Raw genomic sequence first — 19,793 nt, 5'->3', positions numbered from 1 at the left:
GGGCTTCAGCGCGACCGCTCAGTACGCCGAACCCGACGCGCCCAGGCTGCCCGTGGGGTGCCAGACGGTCTTCGTCTCCAGGAAGGCCGTCAGCCGGTGGGTGCCGGGGTCCGTCGACCAGTCCACGTGCCCCGCGCGCTCCGGGCGCAGTACCCGCTTCAGGTTGTCCGCCGCCGCGATCTCCAGTTCCTTGGCGAGGACCTCGTCCGCGCCGGTCAGGTCGATCCCGTTGACGTCCTGGTGCGCGGCGAGCGGGGCCGCGATCTCGGCCGTCCTTCCGGAGAGGATGTTGACCACGCCGCCCGGGAGGTCGGAGGTGGCCAGCACCTCGCCGAGGGAGAGCGCCGGGAGCGGGGACCTCTCGCTCGCGACGACGACCGCGGTGTTGCCCGTGGCGATCACCGGCGCGATGACCGAGACCAGGCCGAGGAACGACGACTCCTGCGGCGCCAGTACGGTCACGACCCCGGTCGGCTCGGGGGTGGAGAGGTTGAAGAACGGGCCCGCCACCGGGTTCGCTCCGCCCACCACCTGGCCGATCTTGTCGGTCCAGCCCGCGTACCAGACCCACCGGTCGATCGCCGCGTCGACGGCCACGGCCGCCTTCGACTTCGACAGGCCCTCGGCGTCCGCGACTTCCCGTACGAACTGGCCCCTGCGGCCCTCCAGCATCTCGGCGACGCGGTAGAGGACCTGGCCCCGGTTGTACGCCGTCGCGCCCGACCAGCCGCCGAACGCCTTGCGCGCCGCGACGACCGCGTCACGGGCGTCCTTGCGGGAGGACAGCGGGGCGTTGGCCAGCCAGGTGCCCTGCCCGGCCGCCCCGTCAGCCCCTGAGGTCGCAGTCGTCACTTCGTACACCCGGCCGCTCTCGCTGCGGGGGAACTTGCCCCCGACGTACAGCTTGTAGGTCTTGAGGACGCTCAGACGGTTCGCTTCAGACATCGAGATACGCCTCCAGGCCGTGGCGACCGCCCTCGCGGCCGTACCCCGACTCCTTGTAGCCGCCGAACGGCGAGGTCGGGTCGAACTTGTTGAACGTATTGGCCCAGACGACACCCGCCCGGAGCTTGCCCGCGACCGCGAGGATGCGGGAGCCCTTCTCGGTCCAGATGCCGGCCGACAGCCCGTACTGGGTGTTGTTGGCCTTGGCCACGGCCTCCTCGGGGGTACGGAACGTCAGCACGGACAGCACCGGGCCGAAGATCTCGTCGCGGGCGATGGTGTGCGCCTGGGTGACGTTCGTGAAGAGCGTCGGAGCGAACCAGTAGCCGGAGGAGGGCAGTTCGCACGCGGGCGACCAGCGCTCGGCGCCCTCCGCCTCGCCCGCGTCGGCCAGCGCCGTGATCCGGGCCAGCTGCTCGGCGGAGTTGATCGCGCCGAGGTCGGTGTTCTTGTCGAGCGGATCGCCGACGCGCAGCGTGGCCAGCCGGCGCTTGAGCGAGTCCAGCAGCTCGTCCTGGACCGACTCCTGTACGAGCAGCCGCGAGCCCGCGCAGCAGACCTGGCCCTGGTTGAAGAAGATGCCGGTGACGATGCCCTCGACCGCCTGGTCGATGGGGGCGTCGTCGAAGACGATGTTGGCGCCCTTGCCGCCCAGTTCGAGCGTGGCTTTCTTGCCCGTACCGGCGATCTCGCGCGCGATGGCCTTGCCGACGGCGGTCGAGCCGGTGAAGGCGACCTTGTCGATGCCCGGGTGCGAGACCAGCGCGGCGCCCGTGCTCCCGTCACCGGTCACGATGTTGACGACGCCCTTGGGCAGCCCCGCCTGACGGCAGATGTCCGCGAAGAAGAGCGCGGAGAGCGGGGTCGTCTCGGCGGGCTTCAGCACGACCGTGTTGCCGGTCGCCAGCGCCGGGGCGATCTTCCACGCCAGCATCAGCAGCGGGAAGTTCCACGGGATGATCTGGCCGGCCACCCCGAGCGGGCGCGGGGTCGACCCGCCTCGGCCGAACCCGGCGTGGTCGAGCTTGTCGGCCCAGCCCGCGTAGTAGAAGAAGTGCGCGGCGACCAGCGGGAGGTCCGCGTCGCGGGTCTCCCTGATCGGCTTGCCGTTGTCGAGCGTCTCCAGGACGGCCAGCTCGCGCGAGCGCTCCTGGATGATCCGCGCGATACGGAACAGATACTTGGCCCGCTCGGCGCCGGGCAGCGCGGACCACTTCTCGAACGCCTTGCGGGCGGCCCTGACCGCGCGGTCGATGTCGTCGGCGCCGGCCTGCGCGACCTCGGAGAGGACCTCCTCGGTGGACGGGCTGACGGTCTTGAAGACCTTGCCGTCGGCCGCCTCGGTGAACTCGCCGTCGATGAAGAGCCCGTAGGAGGGCGCGATGTCGACGATCGCACGGGACTCGGGCGCCGGGGCGTACTCGAACGCGGATGCGGACGCGGATGTGGACGCGGATACGGATGTCATGGTGATCAGTCCACCGTCACGTAGTCGGGGCCGGAGTAGCGGCCTGTGCTGAGCTTCTGACGCTGCATCAGCAGATCGTTCAGCAGGCTGGAGGCGCCGAACCGGAACCAGTGGTTGTCCAGCCAGTCCGCGCCCGCGGTCTCCTTCACCAGCACCAGGAACTTGATCGCGTCCTTGCTGGTACGGATGCCGCCCGCCGGCTTCACGCCGATCTGCGTCCCGGTCTGCGCGCGGAAGTCGCGTACGGCCTCCAGCAGCAGCAGGGTGTTGGCGGGTGTGGCGTTGACGCCGACCTTGCCCGTCGACGTCTTGATGAAGTCCGCGCCGGCGATCATGCCGAGCCAGCAGGCGCGGCGGATGTTGTCGTACGTGGACAGCTCACCGGTCTCGAAGATCACCTTGAGCCTGGCCGCCCCCGCGGCCTCCTTCACGGCGCGGATCTCCTCGTACACCTTGAGGTAGTGACCCGCGAGGAACGCGCCGCGATCGATGACCATGTCGATCTCGTCGGCGCCCGCGGCCACGGCGTCGCGGGTGTCCGCGAGCTTGACGGCCAGCGAGGCACGGCCGGCCGGGAAGGCGGTGGCGACGGAGGCGACCTTGACATCCGAACCGGCCAGCGCGGCGACCGCTGTCTCCGCCATGTCCGGATAGACGCAGACCGCGGCGGTGGCGGGCGTCGTACGGTCGGTCGGATCGGGCCGGAGGGCCTTGGCGGCGAGCGCCCGGACCTTGCCCGGGGTGTCCGCGCCCTCAAGCGTGGTCAGGTCGATCATCGAGATGGCCAGATCGATGGCGTACGCCTTGGCCGTGGTCTTGATCGAGCGCGTACCGAGCGACGCCGCGCGTGCCTCCAGGCCGACGGCGTCGACGCCGGGGAGCCCGTGGAGGAATCGGCGCAGTGTGCTGTCGGACGCGGTCACGTCAGCGAATGCGGGGGTAATGGTGGGCATGGTCACCAGATGAGCATATCTACGCGCGTAGCAGCCTGTACAGGGGGTGCGGGGATACGAGGGGGAGCCGTTCCCGAGATGTGACCCGGAGCGGGGACCTGGGGGAGACCGAGGGGGAGGGAGAGGGGGCCGGTGATCGGGAGGGTGAAGGGGGTCCCCGCCGGGGGTGTGGAGGCATGTTCGGGCCATACGGCAGAATCGGACGTATGACGAGCCCCGAGCAGCCCACCGAGCCGAGCTACGCCGACCGCGTCTTCCGGTCGGCCGGCGGGATCGTCGGCGGCGGCCTGCTGCTCCTGATCACCCTCTGGCTCGGCGGTGACGCGCTCTTCCGGGGGGCGGGCCGCACGCCATGGCTGGCGCTCGCCTCCCTGCTGTTCGTCGTACCGCTCGTGATCGCGTTCACCCTGCGCCCGGCGGTCTACGCGAACGCCGACCGGCTGCGGATCAGGAACCCCTTCCGGACGATCACGCTGCCGTGGTCCTCGGTCTCGACCGTACGGGCCACGTTCTCCTGTGAGGCGCTGACGGAGGACGGCACGAAGTACCAGCTGTGGGCGGTCCCGGTCTCGCTGCGCCAGCGCAAGCGCGCGAACCGCCGCCAGGCGCGGCCGGGAGCGGGTCTTTCCGGCCGCTCCGCCTCCGCTGCCGCCGCCACCGCGCACGCGAACGCGGCCGACCAGCTGGGCATGGCCCAGGCGGACCGTACGGTCGCCGAACTGCGCGAGCTGTCCGAAAGGTCGGCGTCGCGGCCGTCGGCGCAGGGGGAGCCGACGGTGCGGTGGGCGTACGAGGTGATGGGCCCGGCGGTCGCGGGCCTGATCGTGCTGATCGTGCTGCTGCTGACGTAGCGCGGGTGCTGACGTAGCGCGGGCTCTCTTGGGTTGATTCGGCCTGATTCAGCTGGCCCGATCCCGCGGCTGGTGCGCGCCCGGCGTATGACCGAAGGTGCGGCGGAAGACATCGATGAAGGCGCTGGCCGACGACCAGCCGCACAGGTGCGCCACGGCGGTGACCGGCGTGTTCCCGGCCAGCAGCACCAAGGCGTGGTGGAGCCGGAGTTGAGTGCGCCACTGCGGGAAGGTCATGCCGAGATCGCTCCTGAAGAGCCGGGAGAGGGTGCGGTCGCTCGCCCCGACCTCTCTGCCCAGCGCGGCCAGCGTGCGGTCGTCGGCCGGGTCGGCGCGCAGGATCTCGCACAGGGCCCGGAGTTGGGGGACGGTCGGCGAGGGCAGGTGCAGCGGCTGCTGCGGTGAGGCCCGCAGCTGATCGAGCAGCACGGCCCGCAGCCGGGCGCGTTCGGGGCTGTTGTCGTCAGGGGCCCGGGTGTGGGCGAGGATCAGCTCGCGCAGCAGGGGGCCGACGGCCAGCACGGTCGGCGTATCCAGCCCGAGCGGGTTGTCGCTCTCGGGAAGCCCGACCAGATGCAGTTCGAGTTGGCCATGGGCCTGGTGGGCGTGCACCGTGCCGGCCGGTACCCAGATCGCGCGGGTTGCCGGCGCGACCCAGGAACCCGCGCCGGTGGTGACGGCCAGGACTCCCCGGCCCGCGTAGACGATCTGGTGGTCGTCATGCCGGTGGGCGTCGATCTCGGCACCGGGCGCCAGCCACTGGGTGCGGGTCGGCGCGATCGGTTCATGGCGGATTTTCTGCATCGGTTGGCAGTTTATCGGAAGCACGACACCTTGCCCGCTGGAGACCATGGCGACGTGTCAGGAAAACAATCGATCACGCTGCTGTCGGTCGGGCATGCCTGCGTCGACGTCTACCAGGGCGCCGTGGCGGCCCTCGTCCCGTACTTCGTCGCCGAACGGGCCTACAGCTACGCCGCGGTCTCGGGCATCGTGCTCGCCGCGTCCCTGCTGTCCTCCGTGGCGCAGCCGGTGTTCGGTCTGCTCACCGACCGCCGGGCGATGCCCTGGCTGCTCCCGGTGAGCACCGTCCTCGGCGGGGTGGGCATCGCGCTCAGCGGGGTCACCGGCTCGTATGCGCTGACCTTGGCGTTCGTGGCGGTGTCCGGGGTCGGCGTCGCCGCCTACCACCCCGAGTCCGCCCGGGTCGCCCGGCTCGCGAGCGGGGGCAGCCACAGCGCGATGGGCTGGTTCTCGCTGGGAGGCAACCTCGGCTTCGCCACGGCCCCGCTCATGGTCGCCGCCGTCGTCGCGACCGGGGGCCTGCGTCTCACACCGCTCCTGGTGGTACCGGCGCTGGTCGGCAGCGTGCTGTGCCTGCCGGTGCTGCGCGAACTGGAGCGGCGGCGCGCCTCCGGTTCCTCCGCGGCGGTGGCGGTCGGCCGGGACGACAAGGTGTCGTTCGTGAAGCTGTCGCTGGCCGTGGTCTGCCGGTCGATCGTCTTCATCGGCCTGAGCACCTTCATCTCGCTGTACGCCGAGGAGCGTATGGACGGGGGCGAGTCGGCGGGTACCGCGGCGCTGTTCGTCCTCTACATCGGCGGAGCGGTGGGGTCCGTCCTGGGCGGCCGGCTGGCCGGCCGCCGGGACCGGGTGACGGTCTCCCGCTGGTCGTATCTGTTCTCGGTGGTGTCCGTCGCGGGGGTCGTGTTCGTACCCGGTCCCACGCTGTACCTGTTCGTGGCGCTGACCTCGGTCGGCCTCTACGTACCGTTCTCCCTCCAGGTCACGCTCGGGCAGGACTACCTGCCCACGCGCGTCGGCACCGCCAGCGGGATCACGCTCGGTCTGACCGTCAGCATCGGCGGTCTGGCCGGCCCGCTCATCGGCAGCGTCGCCGACGCCACGTCCCTGCGTACCGCTCTGGCGCCGCTGATCCTCATGCCGCTCCTGAGCTGGCTGCTGTTCCGCTCGCTGCCGGAACCGGCGGTGCCGCTCTCGCTCGGGGCGGCGGCGCATAAGGCACATCAGGAGGGGGACGGCACCGGCACCGGCACTGGCACCGGTGCTGATGCCGATGCCGATGCCGATGCCGATGCCGATGCCGAAGCCGGTGCCGGTGCCGGGCTCGCTCCGGCCCGGCCCGAGGACCGTTGATCACCCTGACAGGAGAGCGCCACCGCTCCGCTATTCCGTCTTGCTGAGTACCGGTAGTCAGTGTTACGGTCTACCGGTACTCAACAGCGCTGACTAGCGCAGAGAGGAGGTGTTCCATGGCCAAGCTGGTGACGGAGATGCTCAAGGGCACGCTGGAGGGCATCATTCTCGCCTTCCTGTCCGGCCGTGCCGCCTACGGCTACGAGATCACGGCATGGCTGCGGGAGCAGGGTTTCTCCGATATCTCCGAAGGGACCATCTACGCGCTGCTCATCAGGGTCGAGAAGCGCGGTCTCGTCGACGTGGAGAAGGTCCCCTCCGAGAAGGGGCCGCCACGCAAGGTGCACTCCCTCAACGCTCAGGGACGGGAATACCTCGAAGAGTTCTGGACGACCTGGAGCTTCCTCTCGGAACGACTGGAACAGCTCCGCGAAGGGGGCAAGTGATCATGTCCGATGTCGAGAAGAGCGGCTTCATCTCGAAGCTGATAGGGCCCAAGAAGCGCTGGTGGGCGTATAAGGCGCGGGTCAAGGAGCTTCCCGCCGCCCACCGCACGGCGGTCGAGGCGATCGAGCGGTATCTGATGCACTTCGTGCCGGCCGACGGCGACAGCACCGCGGCGATGCTCGAAGACCTCGCCGATTTGTTCGAGCAGGCCATGGCGGACGGCACGCCGATCCGCGAGATCGTCGGCGAGGACCCGGTGGAGTTCGCCGAGGCGTTCGCCCAGAACTACTCGGAGGGTGGCTATGTGCCCGCCCGTGCGCGGAAGCGGCTGACCGACGACATCGAGCGCGCCGTAGCCGAGGACACCGGAAACGAAGACAAGGGAGACCAGGGAGACCAGGGAGATAAGGCGGCCGGGGCGGTCTGACAACGGCACGCCGCGTCGGGGCGGGTCTCGCAAGGTCGAACAGCGTGTGATCGAACACCGTACGCAGGGGGATTCATGACGGAAAAAGGCAAGAGCGGCTTCTCCGAAGCGGGGCTGCGCAGACTGCGCGAGGTACTGGACCGGTACGTGGAGTCCAACAGGATTCCCGGGCTCGTCGCCCTGGTCGGCCGGGGCGAGGAGACACACGTCGAAGCGATCGGGACGATGCGCCATGACGGTGGCGCGCCGATGCGCCGGGACACCATCTTCCGGATGGCCTCGACGACCAAGCCGGTCGTGGTGTCGGCGACGATGGCCCTGGTGGAGGAGTGCCGGCTGCGGCTGGACGACCCGGTGGACCGGTGGTTGCCCGAGCTCGCCGACCGGCGGGTGCTCAAGAGGGCCGACGGCCCGCTCGACGACACCGTGCCGGCGCGCCGTCCGATCACCGTGCGGGACCTGCTCACTTCCACGTGCGGGCTCGGACTGGATACGACGGCGCTGGGCTCCCCGATGATGAGCGCGTTCTTCGAGAAGGGGGTGTACGGCCAGGAATGGATGCTGCCGGCCCCGGAACCGGACGAGTGGATGCGTCGCCTTGGCACGCTCCCGCTGATGTACCAGCCCGGAGAACGGTGGCTGTACAACGTCAGCGACGATGTGCTCGGCGTGCTCGTCGCCAGGGTCACCGGCCAGTCGTTCGAGACGTATCTGCGTGAACGCGTCTTCGAGCCCTTGGGCATGAAGGACACCGGTTTCCATGTGCCCGCAGACAAGATCGACCGGCTGCCTCCGCTGTACGCCCCCGATCCGGGGACCGGGGAGTTCATCGTGGCGGACGAGGCCGAGGGGGGACACCACAGCCGGCCTCCGGCGTTCCAGTCGGGCGGCGGCGGACTCGACTCGACCGTCGACGACTATCACGCCTACTTCCGGATGCTGTTGAACCATGGGACGCACGGCACCCAACGGATCCTGTCCCGGCCCTCCGTCGAGCTGATGACCACCAACCGCCTCAGGCCCGAGCAGCTCGCCGCCCGGGAAGCCTGGGCCCGCGAGGTCGTCCATCTGTCACATGGCCAGGGGCAGCACGGCGGCTGGGGCTTCGGGATGGCCGTACGTACCTACCGTGGTGACTTCGCGCCCGTCGGCCAGTTCGGCTGGGACGGCGGAGCCGGCACCAGTACCTACGCGGACCCGGAGAACCAGCTCGTCGGCATCCTGCTCACCCAGACCGGGATGTCCACCCCGGATTCGGCGCACGCGATCCATGACTTCTGGACCACCCTCTACCAGGCCATCGACGACTGACCCGCCTTGCCCGGTCGAGGTCGGTCCGGCGGAAGACCTCGACCGGGCTCCGGCCGTCGACGCCGCCACGTTGCGTGCTCAGGTCCGCGAGGCGTCCAGCTCCGCGAGGCGTTCAGCTGCTCCGCGAGGCGCTCAGTCGCGGTAGGCGTTCAGGCTGGCGAGGCGTTCAGTCGCGGTAGGCGGATGTCGCGATCTCGACGAAGGACCGGACCAGCGGGTTCGCGTCGCCCTCGTTCCACACCGCCACCACGCGGCTCGGCGCCATGTCGATCAGGGGTACCACGGCCAACTCCGGTGACAGGTCGTGTCCGAGCGGGGCCATCCCGACCGTACCGTTCCAGAGCACGGCCTGCACGCACTCCTGGACCGCGCGAACCACCGGGCCCTCGCGGGACTCGCCGCCGCTCCAGTACGACTGCCACAGCGGGTCGGTACCGTCGGGGAACCGGAACCAGCGCCGGCCGGCCAGGTCGGCGAGGCTCACGCGGTCCTGGCCGGCCAGTGGGTCGTCCGCGCGCAGCACCGCGCCGACAGGGTCGGTGCGCAGCTCGTGCACCGTCAGGCCGGTGTCGTCGAACGGCGCGCGGGTCAGGGCGATATCGACGAGTCCGGCGCGCAGACCACAGGTCGGATCGGTCAGATCGGTCTCGCGGACGCGGACCTCGACATCCGGGTGACGCCGACGGTACGCGGCGGCCAACCGCCTCGCGCCCGGGTCGGTGCTGTCACCCAGCAGACCGACAGTGAGAGTCGCCGCGCCGGCCGCGACCGCCAGCCGTACGCGGAGCCGGTCGGCATGGTCGAGCAGGGAGCGCGCCTCCACCAGCAGCGCCGACCCCACGGCGGTGAGCGTGACGCCGGCCGGGGAGCGGTGGAGCAGCGGGGCGCCGATCTCGCTCTCCAGCCCCTTGATCGCTCGGCTCAGCGGCGGCTGGCTCATGTGCAGCCGGACAGCGGCGCGGCCGAAGTGCAGTTCCTCGGCCACCGCCACGAAATAGCGCAGCGTACGTAGCTCCATGCTGCGACGATACCCATCCGGTATCGGGGTCGCCGAACGGGTCTTGGACAGCCGCTGTGTCCGGGGAGTGGAATCGGAGCATGGCTGACGAACCGACGACCAACGAACCGCAGACCGGCGAACCGCTGACCGGCGAACCGCCGATCAACGAACCGTCGACCGGCGAACCGTCGACCGGCGAACCGTCGACCGGCGAACCGCTGACCGGCGGACCGGCCTCCGACCCCGCCGTATCGGTGGTCGGCCCGGAGGACGGCGAGACGATCACCCTCGGCACCACACGGGGACGCATCCTCGAAGACGGCACCACCACCGGCCACCGCCTGGGCCTGGCCGAGTTCGTCCTCGCCCCGCACACGCCAGGACCGCCCCAGCACCGCCACGCGCGACACGACGAGGGCTTCTACATCGTCTCCGGCACGCTGCGGTTCACGGTGGGGGACCAGGTCCACGACGCGAGCGCGGGCACGCTCGTCATGGTCCCGCCCGGCGCCCCGCACACCTTCGCCAACGTCACCGACCACCCGGCCGTCATGCTCAGCATCTTCACGCCCGACCTGTACGTGCAGTACTTCCGGGACCTCCAGGACATGATCGCCGACGGCCGGAAGCTGACCCCCGAGGCCAACATCCACGTGATGAGCCGCTACGCCACCGAGCCCGCGACCGACTTCGCCGACTTCGCCTGAGGGGCCCATGGACATCGCCTATTGGATTCTCGCGGGCCTGCTCGCCCTCTTCTACCTCTACGCGGGCGCGGTGAAGGTGTTCAGGACCCGTGAGCGGCTCCGGCCGATGATGGCCTGGGTGGACCGCATACCGATGCCGGCGGTCAGGGGCATCGGCGTGGCCGAGGTACTCGGCGCGATCGGCCTGATCCTGCCTCCGCTGACCGGCATCGCGCCCGTACTGGCCCTGACCGCCGCCGTCGGCCTCGTGGCCCTGCAAACGGGCGCGATCGCGGTCCACCTGAAGACCGACCGGCAGGTCGGCATCAACATCCCACTGATCCTCACGGCGGCCCTGACCGGCTGGCTCGCGACCACTTGGCTGTGACGTCGCGACTCGGCTCCTGACCGGGCGGACGCTCAGGAGCGCGGTGCGGTGACGCGTTCGCCCCAGATGAGATAGGCGGTACGGCCGGTCAGCCACGCCTCGTGAGCGGAGTGGATACGGTCGCGCTCCGGACCGAGGCAGAGGGTGTCCGTCTCCTTGAGCGTCGCCCACCGGTACGCGGTCGTGCCGGGATCCGTGGCGTACGGGACGAAGTCCGCGCCCTTGAAGACGACATCGAGCCCTTCGGCCTCCGTCACGCCTCTGGGTACGTGGTCCACCACGAGGATTTCCTCGGGCGGGATGGGAGAGAGGCCGGTCCTCTCCGCGATCTCGCGTACGTACGCCTCGTGGATGAACTCGTCGCTCTGGGCGTCGCCGCCGGGCAGTCGCCAGGATTCCCCGGTGCCGGCGGGCATGAGGAGCACGTTCAGCTCATCGCCGACGCACCGGGTGAAGAATCCGGCGACGCCGGTCCGGCGGCGGGGTGGTTCGGGCCTGCCGAGTTCGACGTACATGTCCTCACTCCTCGTTGAGCGTCATGGGGTACGAGGCCGCCTTCACCGTGAAGACGAGGCCCTTGCCGGCCATGGTTCTGACGACGGACCACCCGGGCGCGAGGAGATCCAGTAACTCCAGCCCCCTGCCGTGCTGGTCCCACGCGCCGTGCGGGCGACGGGAGGGGCGGCGTAGCGCGCTCCGGTCGTGCAACTCGATCTGGACCGAGCCGTCGAACGGCGCGTGGCAGATCAGATCGAACCCGCCACCGCCCGCGTGCAGCACGGCGTTGGTGGCGGTCTCGCTGACCAGCAGCTTGACGGTGTCGTGGTCCACCCAGGGATACGGCGCGTAGGCGCGGGCGGCTATGGCGCGGGCCTCGGGCACGGCAACGGCCGTACAGGGATAGCGCTCTACTGCCAGGACGTAACCACGCTGATCCATTACCCACACCTTTCGGGCGCGCGGATGTTGGGATACGCGCCCGCAGGTGAGTGCTCGCAGCGCGATCGCCTCAGTGTGGGTCACGCGACCCAACTCACGCAACTGAGGGTGTGGATCCAAGCCCGGAGAGTCATAGGGTGTGCAACTGACCGATACTCTGGCGGTGTCGGGGGACCATGTCGCTGGAAGCGAGGAAGGGAGAACCGTGACGGTCAGCGTCAACGCGAACGCCATCTTCGCCATGCGCCGTGTGGGAGAGGAACTCCAGCGCCTGCGCATAGAGGCGGGACTCAAACAGACGGCGGCCGGTGAGGTGCTGGGCGTCTCACGGTTCACCGTGAGCAAGATCGAACGGGGACAGGCGTTTCCCACCGAGGAGCAACTCCCCAAACTGCTCAAGCTCTACAAGGCGACGCCCGAGGAACGAGCCGGGATCGTCGCGACAATCGAGCAGGGCAGATCGTACGGTCGCGCGTGGTACGAACGGCCGGAGGTCCAGGCCGTATTCAGCAGCGACTCGTACCGCTACTTCTCCCTCGAAGATGCCGCGGACCGCATGTCGGTCCACTCTGGGACGTATGTGCCGGGGCTGCTCCAGACTCGTGAGTACGTCGAAGCACTCGCCGCGTTCGGCCAGAAGCAGGAGAGCGCGGAGCGCCGCGAAGCCTTCGTCGAGGCTCGGTTGAGGCGGCAGGATGTCCTCGCGCGCCGCAACCCGCTCACGATGGAAGCCCTCTGCTTGGAGTCGGCTCTTCGCTCAGTTGTGGGTGGACCGGAGGTCATGGGCGCGCAACTCCGGCACCTGAAGTCGTGGACCGGTCGGCCGAATGTCACCTTGAGAGTCATCCCGTTCGCCGCGGGAGCCGCAAGCACAACGGGCGCGCCGTTCACCATCCTTGACTTCCCCGGCTCGGACAACCGAAGCGTCGTATTTCTGGAACGGGTACGGGGTGACACTCTCCAGGATGATCCCGTGGAAGTTCGGGTTGCTCGCCGAAAGTTCACCGACCTGGCGAGCCATGCGCTGGACGAGGAAGCGACCGTGCGGTGCATCGAGGAAATCGAAAGGGAACTCACATGAGCGACCAGAGGGACGCCCTCTACGCGGCCTCACTCGACGGTGAGTGGGAGAAGTCCTCGTTCAGCGCCGGCTCAGGCAGTGACTGCGTTCAGATCATGCCGATCGACGGCGGTGTCGCCTTCGGTGACTCCAAGCGCCGTGACCTGGACGGTGCGTTGCGTTTCACCGACAAGGAGATGCTGGCGCACATCTTGGCCGTCAAGGCGGGGCAGTACGACCACCTCATCCCCGACGGCACCGAACTCTGAGCGGCGGCACGCCGCGGCCGAGGCGTGAACAGGGGTCCACAGCAGCCAAGTTGGGTACGTACCGTCCGGGGTAATCCGTGACTTGGCGGCGGAGGCGAGTCATGAAGAGGTCGCGCGGCGGGCTCACCGCGTTCGAGGCAAGAGCGGGCGAGGCCGCACGGACTCTGCTGCGGAACCAGGGCTATGACGGCGGGTGGGGGCTCACGCTGACCTCGGTGTCCTCAATCGTCAACACCAGCGAGGTCCTGCCGATCCTGCGGGCCGCCGGCATCGCGGGGCAACCCGTGCGCCGGGCCCTTGACTTCCTGGTCGGCGCGATTCCGGAGCACTGCCTGCCGCGTCACAAGGGCGGACGTGGCGAGCACTCCCGGTTCATCGCCTTCGGTCTCGCCGGGCTGTTGTCCCACCCGCATTTCTTTCACCACAACGGTGTCGCGGAGACCGCAGCCTGGTGCGTCGAGTGGCTCAAGGACCACCGGGTCGACCGCGGCTGGCCCGAGGTGGTGGGACTCGACGACACCTCGCTGCATCAGACTGCCCTCGCCGTTCACGGGCTCGCCCAGCTCCGGGACGCCCTCCACGAGCTCGGCCCCGGGCTCCGCCTCCCCGGCGGGGTGGACACCGGCAGCCTGCTGGAGCGTGTCGAGCCGCTGATCGACCACGGCGTGCACGGCCTGCTCTATCACCGCCGGTCCAGCGGGGCGTGGGGCTGGCGCACGTACGTCGACACCGACCCGAGCCCGAGTAAGACCGCGCTGTGCCTGCTCGCTTTCTCCGCTGTCGTCTCCGGAATCGGCCCAGAGGGCGAACCGGCGTACCCGGACGTGCCCCGGGAGGCTGGGGGCGTGCACGGGTCAGTTCGGATGAAGCGGCTGGGTGACGTGGTCACTGGGGCCGGGCAGTGGCTGCTGCACAACCACCACCGCTGGGAGACGTTCGTCGAGGACGACAAGGACGTGCAGGGCACCGCGTGGGAACACATGGCGTACGCGTTGTGCACCCAGGCCGCCGTACGGTCCGGCGCCGACCCGCGCGATCCTCGGCTCACCAAGGCGTGGCACCTGATGAACGACCTGTGGGATCCCGAGGCCGGGCTGTGGAACGAGCCGGGTGCCTCGGGCAAGCGGGCCACCATCCGCGCCGCGTACTACACGGTGTCGGCGTACACCGAGGCGTTGCGGCGCCTGACGCGGCTGAGCCTGGACGACGGCGCCCCTGAGGGAACGGGCGTGGTGTCGGCCGGGATGGTCATTGAACATGTCGCGCTCGGCCCAGGACGCAAGGTCATCCTCAGCGCCCGCGGCAGCGACGGGGAGGTGGTCTGTGAGCTGTCGGAGCGCCTATTCGACCTGGTGAAGGTCATGCACAACGCGCCCGAAGGCGGGCTCGTGACGGAGCAGATCGCGGGGACGCTCTACGTCGCGCCGTCCTCGGTGCCCAAGTACGCTCAGCGTCTCAACCAGGCCGTGTCCGCCGCTTTCGGCGGCGCTCCGGCCCGGCTGCTCTTGGCCTGCCAGGTCGACGGCGCCGGCGGGTATCGTCTCGCGGGCCGGTAGGCCGTCTTCCGGGCCGGGCTCGTGCCGCCCTCCGTCGTCGGCGATCCAGCAAAGCTGGCGCTTACGGCTGGGCGCGCTCCGCCGCCACCGGGTAGTTCAGCAGGGCGAACCGGGCCAGGGAGCGTACCTGGTCGAAGGTCTTGAGACCGTCGATGTCCTCCAAGCCGAACCACGCCGCCCCATGCACCTCTTCGAGCTGGGCCTCCACGGCCTGCTCGCGGGTGCCCGGCTGCCGCTGGACGTAGAAGAACTGGACCAACGCCGGGGTCGGGAAACCTTCGCGCTCGATGTCCACGTAGAACGGCACAGGTTCAGGGGTGGCGTTGTGATCGGCCGGGTGGATGGCAGGTTGGCTGGAGATCGCCTCCACCAGTAGCCCCGTCTCCTCCTTGAACTCGCGTACTGCCGTGCCGGCGAACGACTCCCCAGGCTCGATATGCCCGCCCGGCGGAACCCATTTGTCGAAGCGGTTGTGGTGCACGAGCAGCACTTTGCCGCGCTCGACGAGGTAGCCCGAGCAGCAGTACACCAAACCAATGTCGCGGGCGGTCTGGCCGTCGTGGATCAGAATCGAGCGAGGCACAGTCGTCACGATAACTCACCGCGATCCGCTCGAACTCTCATGCCAGTGCGGAGACTTCACGTCGGTGTCATTGCCGCACGGATGACATGTCATCGGCAATGACAACGCGATGTCATCGCGTGCAGGTCATCACGGGACACATGGTGGTCGTATCCCGTCCCGCGGCTCCCCGCCTCGGGGCGGCGCCCCCTGTCGGTAGAGGAGAGGCCCCCTATGCACTCTCGCCCATCCCCGTGGCGTGCCCGATATCAGCAGCGGTTCGCGGCCCCGCAGACCGTGGTGGTTCAGCCCACGACCTGGTGCAATCTGGACTGCCGGTACTGCTACCTGCCGTTTCGCAAGCTCAACCACCAGATGTCCCTGGAGGTGGCCGAAGCCCTTGCGGAGGCGGTGACCCAGTTCGAGGACAATGGCCATCCGATCGGCATCGTCTGGCACGGCGGGGAGCCGCTCGCTGTGGGGCAGCGGAAGTTCGCGGTCCTGCTCGCGCCGTTCGAGGCCCTGCGACGGGCGGGCCGTGTCCATCACTACGTGCAGACCAACGCAACGCTGATCAGCGATACGTGGTGCGACCTGCTGGCCACGTACGACGTTCAGGTCGGGGTGAGCATCGACGGTCCGGCCGCCGTGAACGCCGAGCGCGTCGACCTTCACGGCAAGCCCGCCTTCGACCGGATCCTGCGCGGCATCACACGGCTGCGCGAGCACGGCACCCCGTTCTCCGTCATCTCGGTGGTCGGCGCCACGGGCATCGCGATGCCGGAGGAGCTGCTGGAGTTCCTGGCGACTCTGGGGTGCCACTCGGTGGGCTTCAACATCGAGGAGATCGAAGGGGTCAACACCGACCGGCAGCCCCCCACTCCGGTCCAGGCCGAGGAGTTCTGGCAGCGCACGATCACCTGGACCCGTGAACACAGCGCGGCCCTGGCCGTGAGGGAGGTCGAACGCCTCGCCGAGTACCTCCAGCTGACCCGTTCCGGGCAGCGAGCCGAGTGGGACCGGCGCCTTCTCGACCCGATCCCCACCGTCTCCTGGAAGGGTGATGTGGTCTTGCTCTCCCCGGAACTCGCGGACACGACAGCGCCCGAGTACGGAGACTTCGCGGCCGGGAATATCCTCGACCGGTCGCTCTCCGAGATCCTCCGCAACGCCCACCGGCTGCGCTACGTCCGGGAGTTCCTCACCGGGCTGGACCGCTGTGAGGCCGAGTGTGAGTTCTTCGACTTCTGCCGCGGCGGCCAGGCCGCCAACCGTTACTTCGAGAACGGCAGTCTCACGACCACCGAGACCAACTACTGCCGGGTCTCCCGGCAGGCCCTGGTCACGGCCCTGTCCACGCTCGCGACCAAGGAGGCAGCGGTATGACCGTACTGGACCGACTCACCGCATCCGACACCCCCGTTGTGATGGAGTTGACGGCCACGCATGACGCCTCGACCCGGGAAATCGTTGAAGCGAGGTGGGACAACCGGCCCACGTGGGACAACTGGGCGAAGAACCCGGCCCCCTTCGACAACCGTCCGACCTGGGACAACTGGAACAAGAAGAAAAAGGCCGCGCCGGCACACCCCGGGGCGTGTCGGCAGCACCGGTGACCGACCCACCGCCCTGAAAGGCTGTTGATGGACACCCGCACGATCCGCCGCACGAGCGTCACGCTGCCTGCCCTGGACGAGCCGGGCCTCTACCTCTCCAACGTCACCTCGTTGGGGGGCGGCCGTGGCCGGGTGGCGGAGTTCCACTACGCCGACGCCGACCTGCGGGACCTCGATCTGGCCGACACCCACCTGATGGACGGGCGGATCACCGGTCTCAGGGTCCAGCGCACCCGGCTGGAGAAGCTCCGCGTCGACTCCGTGGAGTTCATCGGCTGTGACCTGTCCTCCCCGCAGTGGACCGACAGCAAGATCTCCCGAGCCGTTTTCCGTGACTGCAAGCTCATGGGCGCCATGTTCGAAGACGTCACGTTCGACAACGTGCTGTTCGAGAACTGCAAGTTGGACTACAGCACCTTCGCCCGTGTCCGGGCAGTCGGGCCCGTGATCTTCGCCGGGTGTTCGCTGCGGGAGGCCATCTTCACCGCCGTCGATCTGGGCGCCGCGCTGATCGACGACAGCGATCTGCGGCTGACCGAGTTCGACAGCGGGAACTACCGCGGCCTTGACCTACGGGGCAACGACCTCTCCCACCTCCGTGGCCTCGCCTCGCTCAAGCAGATCGTCATCGACCAGGCCCAGGCACTCCAGCTGGCCGAGGCCCTCATCGCCGAGCTGGACCTCACCTTCGGTGGAGATGTCGACGACAACCAGGGCGTGTTTCGGAAGTAGCGCCGTCCGCCCGCAGGCCGGGCGGGACTCTCGAAACACGCCCTATCCCCGCACCTGCCCTCGGAGGCACAGCATGGGCCCGCGACTCGTATTCGACACGTTCGACGACATACGCGGCCGATGCGACATCGCACCGGCCCGGCTGCCCGGCGGCGACCCCGGCTATGACGACGGCGCGATCGTCCCCGGCGACGACTGGGTGCCCCTGACCGCCGACGAGGCCGAGCAGCACCGAGCCGACGGGAGTCCGGTCCCGGGCGCAGCCCCCTACACCGTTATCGCGTACAGCGAGCCCGACGCGCCCGTCACATAGGCCGCGGGGCCGGATACCAGTGGGCCCGTGCGGAGTGGTTCGTCGGCGGGGAAGGCCCATTTCTTCTTGCCGGTGTCCGCGTGGAGCGCGTGCAGGGTGGTGTCCGCCGCCACGCAGACCGTGCCGCCCTCGGCGCTCGGGGTCGGGTGGAGCGCGGTGGTGAAGGGGGTTCGCCATTTCGGGGCGCCGGTCTTGGCGTGCAGGGCGTACAGGGTGGTCTCGCCGCAGACGTAGACCGTGTCGTCGGCCACGACCGGGGGGCCCTGGAACGAGCCGCCGTCCTCGGGGGCGGCGAGCCACCGCTCCGTCCCGTTCGTGGATACCGCCGAGACAGTGGTGCCGTTCTCGCCGAATACGGTGACGTAGACGGTGTCACCGGCCACGGCCACGTCCGAGAGCCGGACCGCCGGGGTCAGATGCCGCCATCTCCGCTTTCCGGTGGCCGGGTCGTACGCGTACAGGGCGCCTCCGCTGCTGGTGTAGACCGTGCCGTCGGCTATGCGCGCGGATTCGGCGTATTCGAGGTCGGCGGAGGTCTCCAGCTGGATTTTCTCGGTCGCCGTGGACACCGCGTACAGCACGGTCGAGGCGCCGCTGGTGCCGAGGAAGGAGACGGTGCCGTCGGCCGCCGACGGGCCGGCGTCGGCGACGTTCAGTTCGGACGTCGCCCATATCCGCCGGCCGGTGTCCGCGTCCAGCGCGCGCAGGACGTCGCCGACGACCACGCAGACCGTGTCGGCGGTCACGGCCGGGGTGGGCACCAGCGTGCCGTCCGTGGCGCTGGTGGTGTGGGTCCACCGTTCCGCGCCGTTGGCGGCCGATACCGCGTACAGGCCCTTCCGGCCGGGGAAGTAGACCATGCCGTTGGCCACGGCCAGCGCCCCGTCGGCGTCGTCGCGGCCGTCGCCGGTGGCGACCGTGGACGTCCAGCGCCGGGCGCCGGGCCGCCGTGGGACCGTCGGGCTCTGCTGGGGGGCGGAGGAGGCGTCGGCGGGACCGTTGTCGTCGGTGGTACGGGTGAGCCGCCAGGCGCCGTAACCGATTCCCGCCGCGGCGGAGACCCCCGCGAGGCCGAACAGCGCCCGGCGGCGGGTGAGGGTCGCCGGCGGGGGCTCCCGCACGGCGTGGAGTTCCACGGTCCGGGCGAGCGGTTCCGGCAGCCATCCGCTCGCCGGTGTCGGGGCGGTGTACTCGCCGGTCCCGGACAGGTGGTGCATGAGGGCGGTCACGGTGGGGCGATGGCCGGGTTCCTTGGCCAGACAGTGGTCCACCAAGGGGCGTAATTCGGGGGGAAGTCGGTCGAGGCGGGGAGGCTCGTGCACCGTCCGGTAGTGCAGTGCGTGCGGCGCGCCCGTACCGAACGGGCCCGCGCCCGTGGCGGCGTACGTGAGGACCGCTCCGAGGGAGAACACATCGCCCGCCGGGCTGATCCGATCGCCCGTCAGCTGCTCGGGGGACATGAAGCCCGGGGTGCCCACCATCATCCCGGTCTGGGTCAGCGCGCTGGCGTCGCTCACGACCGAGATGCCGAAGTCGATCACGCGGGGGCCGTCATGGGCGAGCAGGATGTTCGAGGGCTTCAGATCGCGGTGGACCACCCCCGCCGCGTGAATCGCGTCCAGCGCCTCCGCCAGCCCCGAGGCGAGCGTCAGGACCGGTCCCGGCGGCCACGGTCCATGTGTGGCGACGGCGTCGCTCAGCGCCGGCCCCGGTACGTGGACCGTGGCCAGCCAGGGAGAGGCGGCCTCGGGATCGGCGTCGACCACACCCGCGGTGAAGGCGCCGTTCACGCGCCGGATCGCGGTGACCTCCCGGACGAACCTGCGGCGGAACCGCGGGTCCTCGGCCAGATCCGGGCGTACGACCTTGACGGCCACCGTCCGCCCGCCGCGTGAGCGCCCCAGGAACACGCTGCCCATACCGCCGGAGCCGAGCCGGCCCACGATGCGGTAGGGCCCCACCCGCACGGGGTCCCCGGGACGCAACGCCTTCCACGCTTCCACCACGTACCCCCGCCGCACCTAGGTCCTGTCCGGTCGATCTTCGCGGGCCCGCGACGCCTGGCACCGCACCTCGCCGCGTTGTCGGAGTCGGCCAAGTACGTCCAGTACGA

Annotated in this window: 23 protein-coding genes; 14 read left to right on the top strand and 9 right to left on the bottom strand. The window is 69.6% G+C overall.

Features of this window, described 5'->3' with window-relative positions; all coding sequences use genetic code 11:
- Positions 1-18: 18 nt before the first annotated feature.
- The 3 genes from AB0M67_RS00115 to deoC are packed head-to-tail and all read right to left on the bottom strand — an operon-like array spanning position 19 to position 3,366.
- The gene (locus tag AB0M67_RS00115) at positions 19-945 is read right to left on the bottom strand and encodes an aldehyde dehydrogenase family protein (RefSeq protein WP_365740858.1); all 927 of its coding nucleotides are present in this window, start codon (positions 943-945) and stop codon (positions 19-21) included.
- On the bottom strand, positions 938-2,413 hold the full coding sequence (locus AB0M67_RS00110) for an aldehyde dehydrogenase family protein (protein ID WP_365740856.1): 1,476 nt from the start codon (positions 2,411-2,413) through the stop codon (positions 938-940). Before AB0M67_RS00110 ends, AB0M67_RS00115 begins: the two co-directional genes overlap by 8 nt.
- Positions 2,414-2,418: 5 nt before the next feature.
- Positions 2,419-3,366 (bottom strand): deoxyribose-phosphate aldolase, encoded by a 948-nt coding sequence (gene deoC / locus AB0M67_RS00105; RefSeq protein WP_365741795.1) that lies wholly within the window; start codon positions 3,364-3,366, stop codon positions 2,419-2,421.
- Between the two features lie 206 nt (positions 3,367-3,572).
- On the opposite strand from deoC, the gene AB0M67_RS00100 reads away from it, so the two are divergent.
- Positions 3,573-4,217 (top strand): PH domain-containing protein, encoded by a 645-nt coding sequence (locus tag AB0M67_RS00100; protein ID WP_365740854.1) that lies wholly within the window; start codon positions 3,573-3,575, stop codon positions 4,215-4,217.
- Positions 4,218-4,265: 48 nt separating this feature from the next.
- Here AB0M67_RS00100 and AB0M67_RS00095 read toward each other — a convergent pair whose 3' ends face one another.
- The gene (locus AB0M67_RS00095; protein WP_365740853.1) at positions 4,266-5,021 is read right to left on the bottom strand and encodes a helix-turn-helix transcriptional regulator; all 756 of its coding nucleotides are present in this window, start codon (positions 5,019-5,021) and stop codon (positions 4,266-4,268) included.
- A 54-nt stretch (positions 5,022-5,075) separates the two neighbouring features.
- Between AB0M67_RS00095 and AB0M67_RS00090 the strand changes: the two genes are divergently transcribed.
- The 4 genes from AB0M67_RS00090 to AB0M67_RS00075 all read left to right on the top strand — a co-directional run bounded on the left by AB0M67_RS00090 (position 5,076) and on the right by AB0M67_RS00075 (position 8,559).
- Complete coding sequence (locus AB0M67_RS00090) at positions 5,076-6,374, top strand: MFS transporter (RefSeq protein WP_365740851.1); 1,299 nt, start codon at positions 5,076-5,078, stop codon at positions 6,372-6,374.
- Between the two features lie 116 nt (positions 6,375-6,490).
- A complete protein-coding gene (locus AB0M67_RS00085; protein ID WP_365740849.1) occupies positions 6,491-6,820 on the top strand; it encodes a PadR family transcriptional regulator in 330 nt (109 codons plus the stop codon).
- A gap of 2 nt (positions 6,821-6,822) precedes the next feature.
- Positions 6,823-7,248, top strand: coding sequence for a DUF1048 domain-containing protein (locus tag AB0M67_RS00080; RefSeq protein ID WP_365740847.1), 426 nt, complete (start codon positions 6,823-6,825; stop codon positions 7,246-7,248).
- A gap of 75 nt (positions 7,249-7,323) precedes the next feature.
- Entirely contained in the window at positions 7,324-8,559 is a 1,236-nt protein-coding gene (locus AB0M67_RS00075) for a serine hydrolase domain-containing protein (protein ID WP_365740845.1), read from the top strand.
- A 166-nt stretch (positions 8,560-8,725) separates the two neighbouring features.
- Here AB0M67_RS00075 and AB0M67_RS00070 read toward each other — a convergent pair whose 3' ends face one another.
- The gene (locus AB0M67_RS00070) at positions 8,726-9,577 is read right to left on the bottom strand and encodes a LysR substrate-binding domain-containing protein (RefSeq protein ID WP_365740843.1); all 852 of its coding nucleotides are present in this window, start codon (positions 9,575-9,577) and stop codon (positions 8,726-8,728) included.
- A 200-nt stretch (positions 9,578-9,777) separates the two neighbouring features.
- On the opposite strand from AB0M67_RS00070, the gene AB0M67_RS00065 reads away from it, so the two are divergent.
- Positions 9,778-10,266 (top strand): cupin domain-containing protein, encoded by a 489-nt coding sequence (locus AB0M67_RS00065; RefSeq protein ID WP_365741793.1) that lies wholly within the window; start codon positions 9,778-9,780, stop codon positions 10,264-10,266.
- Between the two features lie 7 nt (positions 10,267-10,273).
- Positions 10,274-10,633: a DoxX family protein gene (locus tag AB0M67_RS00060; protein WP_365740841.1), complete on the top strand. Its 360-nt coding sequence runs from the start codon at positions 10,274-10,276 to the stop codon at positions 10,631-10,633.
- A gap of 32 nt (positions 10,634-10,665) precedes the next feature.
- On the opposite strand, the gene AB0M67_RS00055 is transcribed toward AB0M67_RS00060, so the two are convergent.
- Both AB0M67_RS00055 and AB0M67_RS00050 read right to left on the bottom strand, forming a co-directional pair.
- A complete protein-coding gene (locus AB0M67_RS00055; protein ID WP_365740839.1) occupies positions 10,666-11,148 on the bottom strand; it encodes an NUDIX domain-containing protein in 483 nt (160 codons plus the stop codon).
- Positions 11,149-11,152: 4 nt separating this feature from the next.
- Positions 11,153-11,572 (bottom strand): ATP-binding protein, encoded by a 420-nt coding sequence (locus tag AB0M67_RS00050; protein ID WP_365740837.1) that lies wholly within the window; start codon positions 11,570-11,572, stop codon positions 11,153-11,155.
- Positions 11,573-11,777: 205 nt separating this feature from the next.
- Between AB0M67_RS00050 and AB0M67_RS00045 the strand changes: the two genes are divergently transcribed.
- The 3 genes from AB0M67_RS00045 to AB0M67_RS00035 all read left to right on the top strand — a co-directional run bounded on the left by AB0M67_RS00045 (position 11,778) and on the right by AB0M67_RS00035 (position 14,457).
- The gene (locus AB0M67_RS00045; protein WP_365740835.1) at positions 11,778-12,653 is read left to right on the top strand and encodes a helix-turn-helix transcriptional regulator; all 876 of its coding nucleotides are present in this window, start codon (positions 11,778-11,780) and stop codon (positions 12,651-12,653) included.
- Positions 12,650-12,901, top strand: coding sequence for a DUF397 domain-containing protein (locus AB0M67_RS00040; protein WP_365740833.1), 252 nt, complete (start codon positions 12,650-12,652; stop codon positions 12,899-12,901). Before AB0M67_RS00045 ends, AB0M67_RS00040 begins: the two co-directional genes overlap by 4 nt.
- A gap of 101 nt (positions 12,902-13,002) precedes the next feature.
- Positions 13,003-14,457, top strand: coding sequence for a hypothetical protein (locus AB0M67_RS00035; RefSeq protein ID WP_365740831.1), 1,455 nt, complete (start codon positions 13,003-13,005; stop codon positions 14,455-14,457).
- A 61-nt stretch (positions 14,458-14,518) separates the two neighbouring features.
- Here the strand turns inward: AB0M67_RS00035 and AB0M67_RS00030 are convergent, their stop codons facing one another.
- A complete protein-coding gene (locus AB0M67_RS00030) occupies positions 14,519-15,049 on the bottom strand; it encodes an NUDIX domain-containing protein (protein WP_365740829.1) in 531 nt (176 codons plus the stop codon).
- Positions 15,050-15,253: 204 nt separating this feature from the next.
- Between AB0M67_RS00030 and amcB the strand changes: the two genes are divergently transcribed.
- The 4 genes from amcB (at position 15,254) to AB0M67_RS00010 (ending at position 17,680) form a co-directional block, all read left to right on the top strand.
- The gene (gene amcB, locus AB0M67_RS00025) at positions 15,254-16,405 is read left to right on the top strand and encodes a cyclophane-forming radical SAM peptide maturase AmcB (RefSeq protein WP_365740827.1); all 1,152 of its coding nucleotides are present in this window, start codon (positions 15,254-15,256) and stop codon (positions 16,403-16,405) included.
- Positions 16,402-16,635, top strand: a complete 234-nt coding sequence (gene amcA / locus AB0M67_RS00020) for a multiple cyclophane-containing RiPP AmcA (RefSeq protein ID WP_365740825.1) — start codon at positions 16,402-16,404, stop codon at positions 16,633-16,635. The genes amcB and amcA overlap by 4 nt, the downstream gene beginning before the upstream one ends.
- A 27-nt stretch (positions 16,636-16,662) precedes the next feature.
- The gene (locus AB0M67_RS00015) at positions 16,663-17,367 is read left to right on the top strand and encodes a pentapeptide repeat-containing protein (RefSeq protein WP_365740823.1); all 705 of its coding nucleotides are present in this window, start codon (positions 16,663-16,665) and stop codon (positions 17,365-17,367) included.
- A 73-nt stretch (positions 17,368-17,440) separates the two neighbouring features.
- Entirely contained in the window at positions 17,441-17,680 is a 240-nt protein-coding gene (locus tag AB0M67_RS00010) for a hypothetical protein (protein WP_365740821.1), read from the top strand.
- Here AB0M67_RS00010 and AB0M67_RS00005 read toward each other — a convergent pair.
- Positions 17,635-19,686, bottom strand: a complete 2,052-nt coding sequence (locus AB0M67_RS00005) for a PQQ-binding-like beta-propeller repeat protein (RefSeq protein WP_365740818.1) — start codon at positions 19,684-19,686, stop codon at positions 17,635-17,637. The genes AB0M67_RS00010 and AB0M67_RS00005 overlap by 46 nt on opposite strands.
- Between the last annotated feature and the right edge of the window lie 107 nt (positions 19,687-19,793).

It is taken from the genome of Streptomyces sp. NPDC051662 (genome assembly GCF_040681655.1).
Lineage (GTDB): Bacteria > Actinomycetota > Actinomycetes > Streptomycetales > Streptomycetaceae > Streptomyces.
Note: the sequence above shows the minus strand (reverse complement) of the source record. Positions and strands in the feature narration are given on the sequence as shown.

What these genes read in the sequence shown, in the direction of transcription:
- AB0M67_RS00115 (WP_365740858.1), bottom strand. Translation starts at nt 945, where the DNA reads ATGTCTGAAGCGAACCGTCTGAGCGTCCTCAAGACCTACAAGCTGTAC.
- AB0M67_RS00110 (WP_365740856.1), bottom strand. Translation starts at nt 2,413, where the DNA reads ATGACATCCGTATCCGCGTCCACATCCGCGTCCGCATCCGCGTTCGAG.
- deoC (WP_365741795.1), bottom strand. Translation starts at nt 3,366, where the DNA reads ATGCCCACCATTACCCCCGCATTCGCTGACGTGACCGCGTCCGACAGC.
- AB0M67_RS00100 (WP_365740854.1), top strand. Translation starts at nt 3,573, where the DNA reads ATGACGAGCCCCGAGCAGCCCACCGAGCCGAGCTACGCCGACCGCGTC.
- AB0M67_RS00095 (WP_365740853.1), bottom strand. Translation starts at nt 5,021, where the DNA reads ATGCAGAAAATCCGCCATGAACCGATCGCGCCGACCCGCACCCAGTGG.
- AB0M67_RS00085 (WP_365740849.1), top strand. Translation starts at nt 6,491, where the DNA reads ATGGCCAAGCTGGTGACGGAGATGCTCAAGGGCACGCTGGAGGGCATC.
- AB0M67_RS00080 (WP_365740847.1), top strand. Translation starts at nt 6,823, where the DNA reads ATGTCCGATGTCGAGAAGAGCGGCTTCATCTCGAAGCTGATAGGGCCC.
- AB0M67_RS00075 (WP_365740845.1), top strand. Translation starts at nt 7,324, where the DNA reads ATGACGGAAAAAGGCAAGAGCGGCTTCTCCGAAGCGGGGCTGCGCAGA.
- AB0M67_RS00070 (WP_365740843.1), bottom strand. Translation starts at nt 9,577, where the DNA reads ATGGAGCTACGTACGCTGCGCTATTTCGTGGCGGTGGCCGAGGAACTG.
- AB0M67_RS00060 (WP_365740841.1), top strand. Translation starts at nt 10,274, where the DNA reads ATGGACATCGCCTATTGGATTCTCGCGGGCCTGCTCGCCCTCTTCTAC.
- AB0M67_RS00055 (WP_365740839.1), bottom strand. Translation starts at nt 11,148, where the DNA reads ATGTACGTCGAACTCGGCAGGCCCGAACCACCCCGCCGCCGGACCGGC.
- AB0M67_RS00050 (WP_365740837.1), bottom strand. Translation starts at nt 11,572, where the DNA reads ATGGATCAGCGTGGTTACGTCCTGGCAGTAGAGCGCTATCCCTGTACG.
- AB0M67_RS00040 (WP_365740833.1), top strand. Translation starts at nt 12,650, where the DNA reads ATGAGCGACCAGAGGGACGCCCTCTACGCGGCCTCACTCGACGGTGAG.
- AB0M67_RS00035 (WP_365740831.1), top strand. Translation starts at nt 13,003, where the DNA reads ATGAAGAGGTCGCGCGGCGGGCTCACCGCGTTCGAGGCAAGAGCGGGC.
- amcB (WP_365740827.1), top strand. Translation starts at nt 15,254, where the DNA reads ATGCACTCTCGCCCATCCCCGTGGCGTGCCCGATATCAGCAGCGGTTC.
- amcA (WP_365740825.1), top strand. Translation starts at nt 16,402, where the DNA reads ATGACCGTACTGGACCGACTCACCGCATCCGACACCCCCGTTGTGATG.
- AB0M67_RS00015 (WP_365740823.1), top strand. Translation starts at nt 16,663, where the DNA reads ATGGACACCCGCACGATCCGCCGCACGAGCGTCACGCTGCCTGCCCTG.
- AB0M67_RS00010 (WP_365740821.1), top strand. Translation starts at nt 17,441, where the DNA reads ATGGGCCCGCGACTCGTATTCGACACGTTCGACGACATACGCGGCCGA.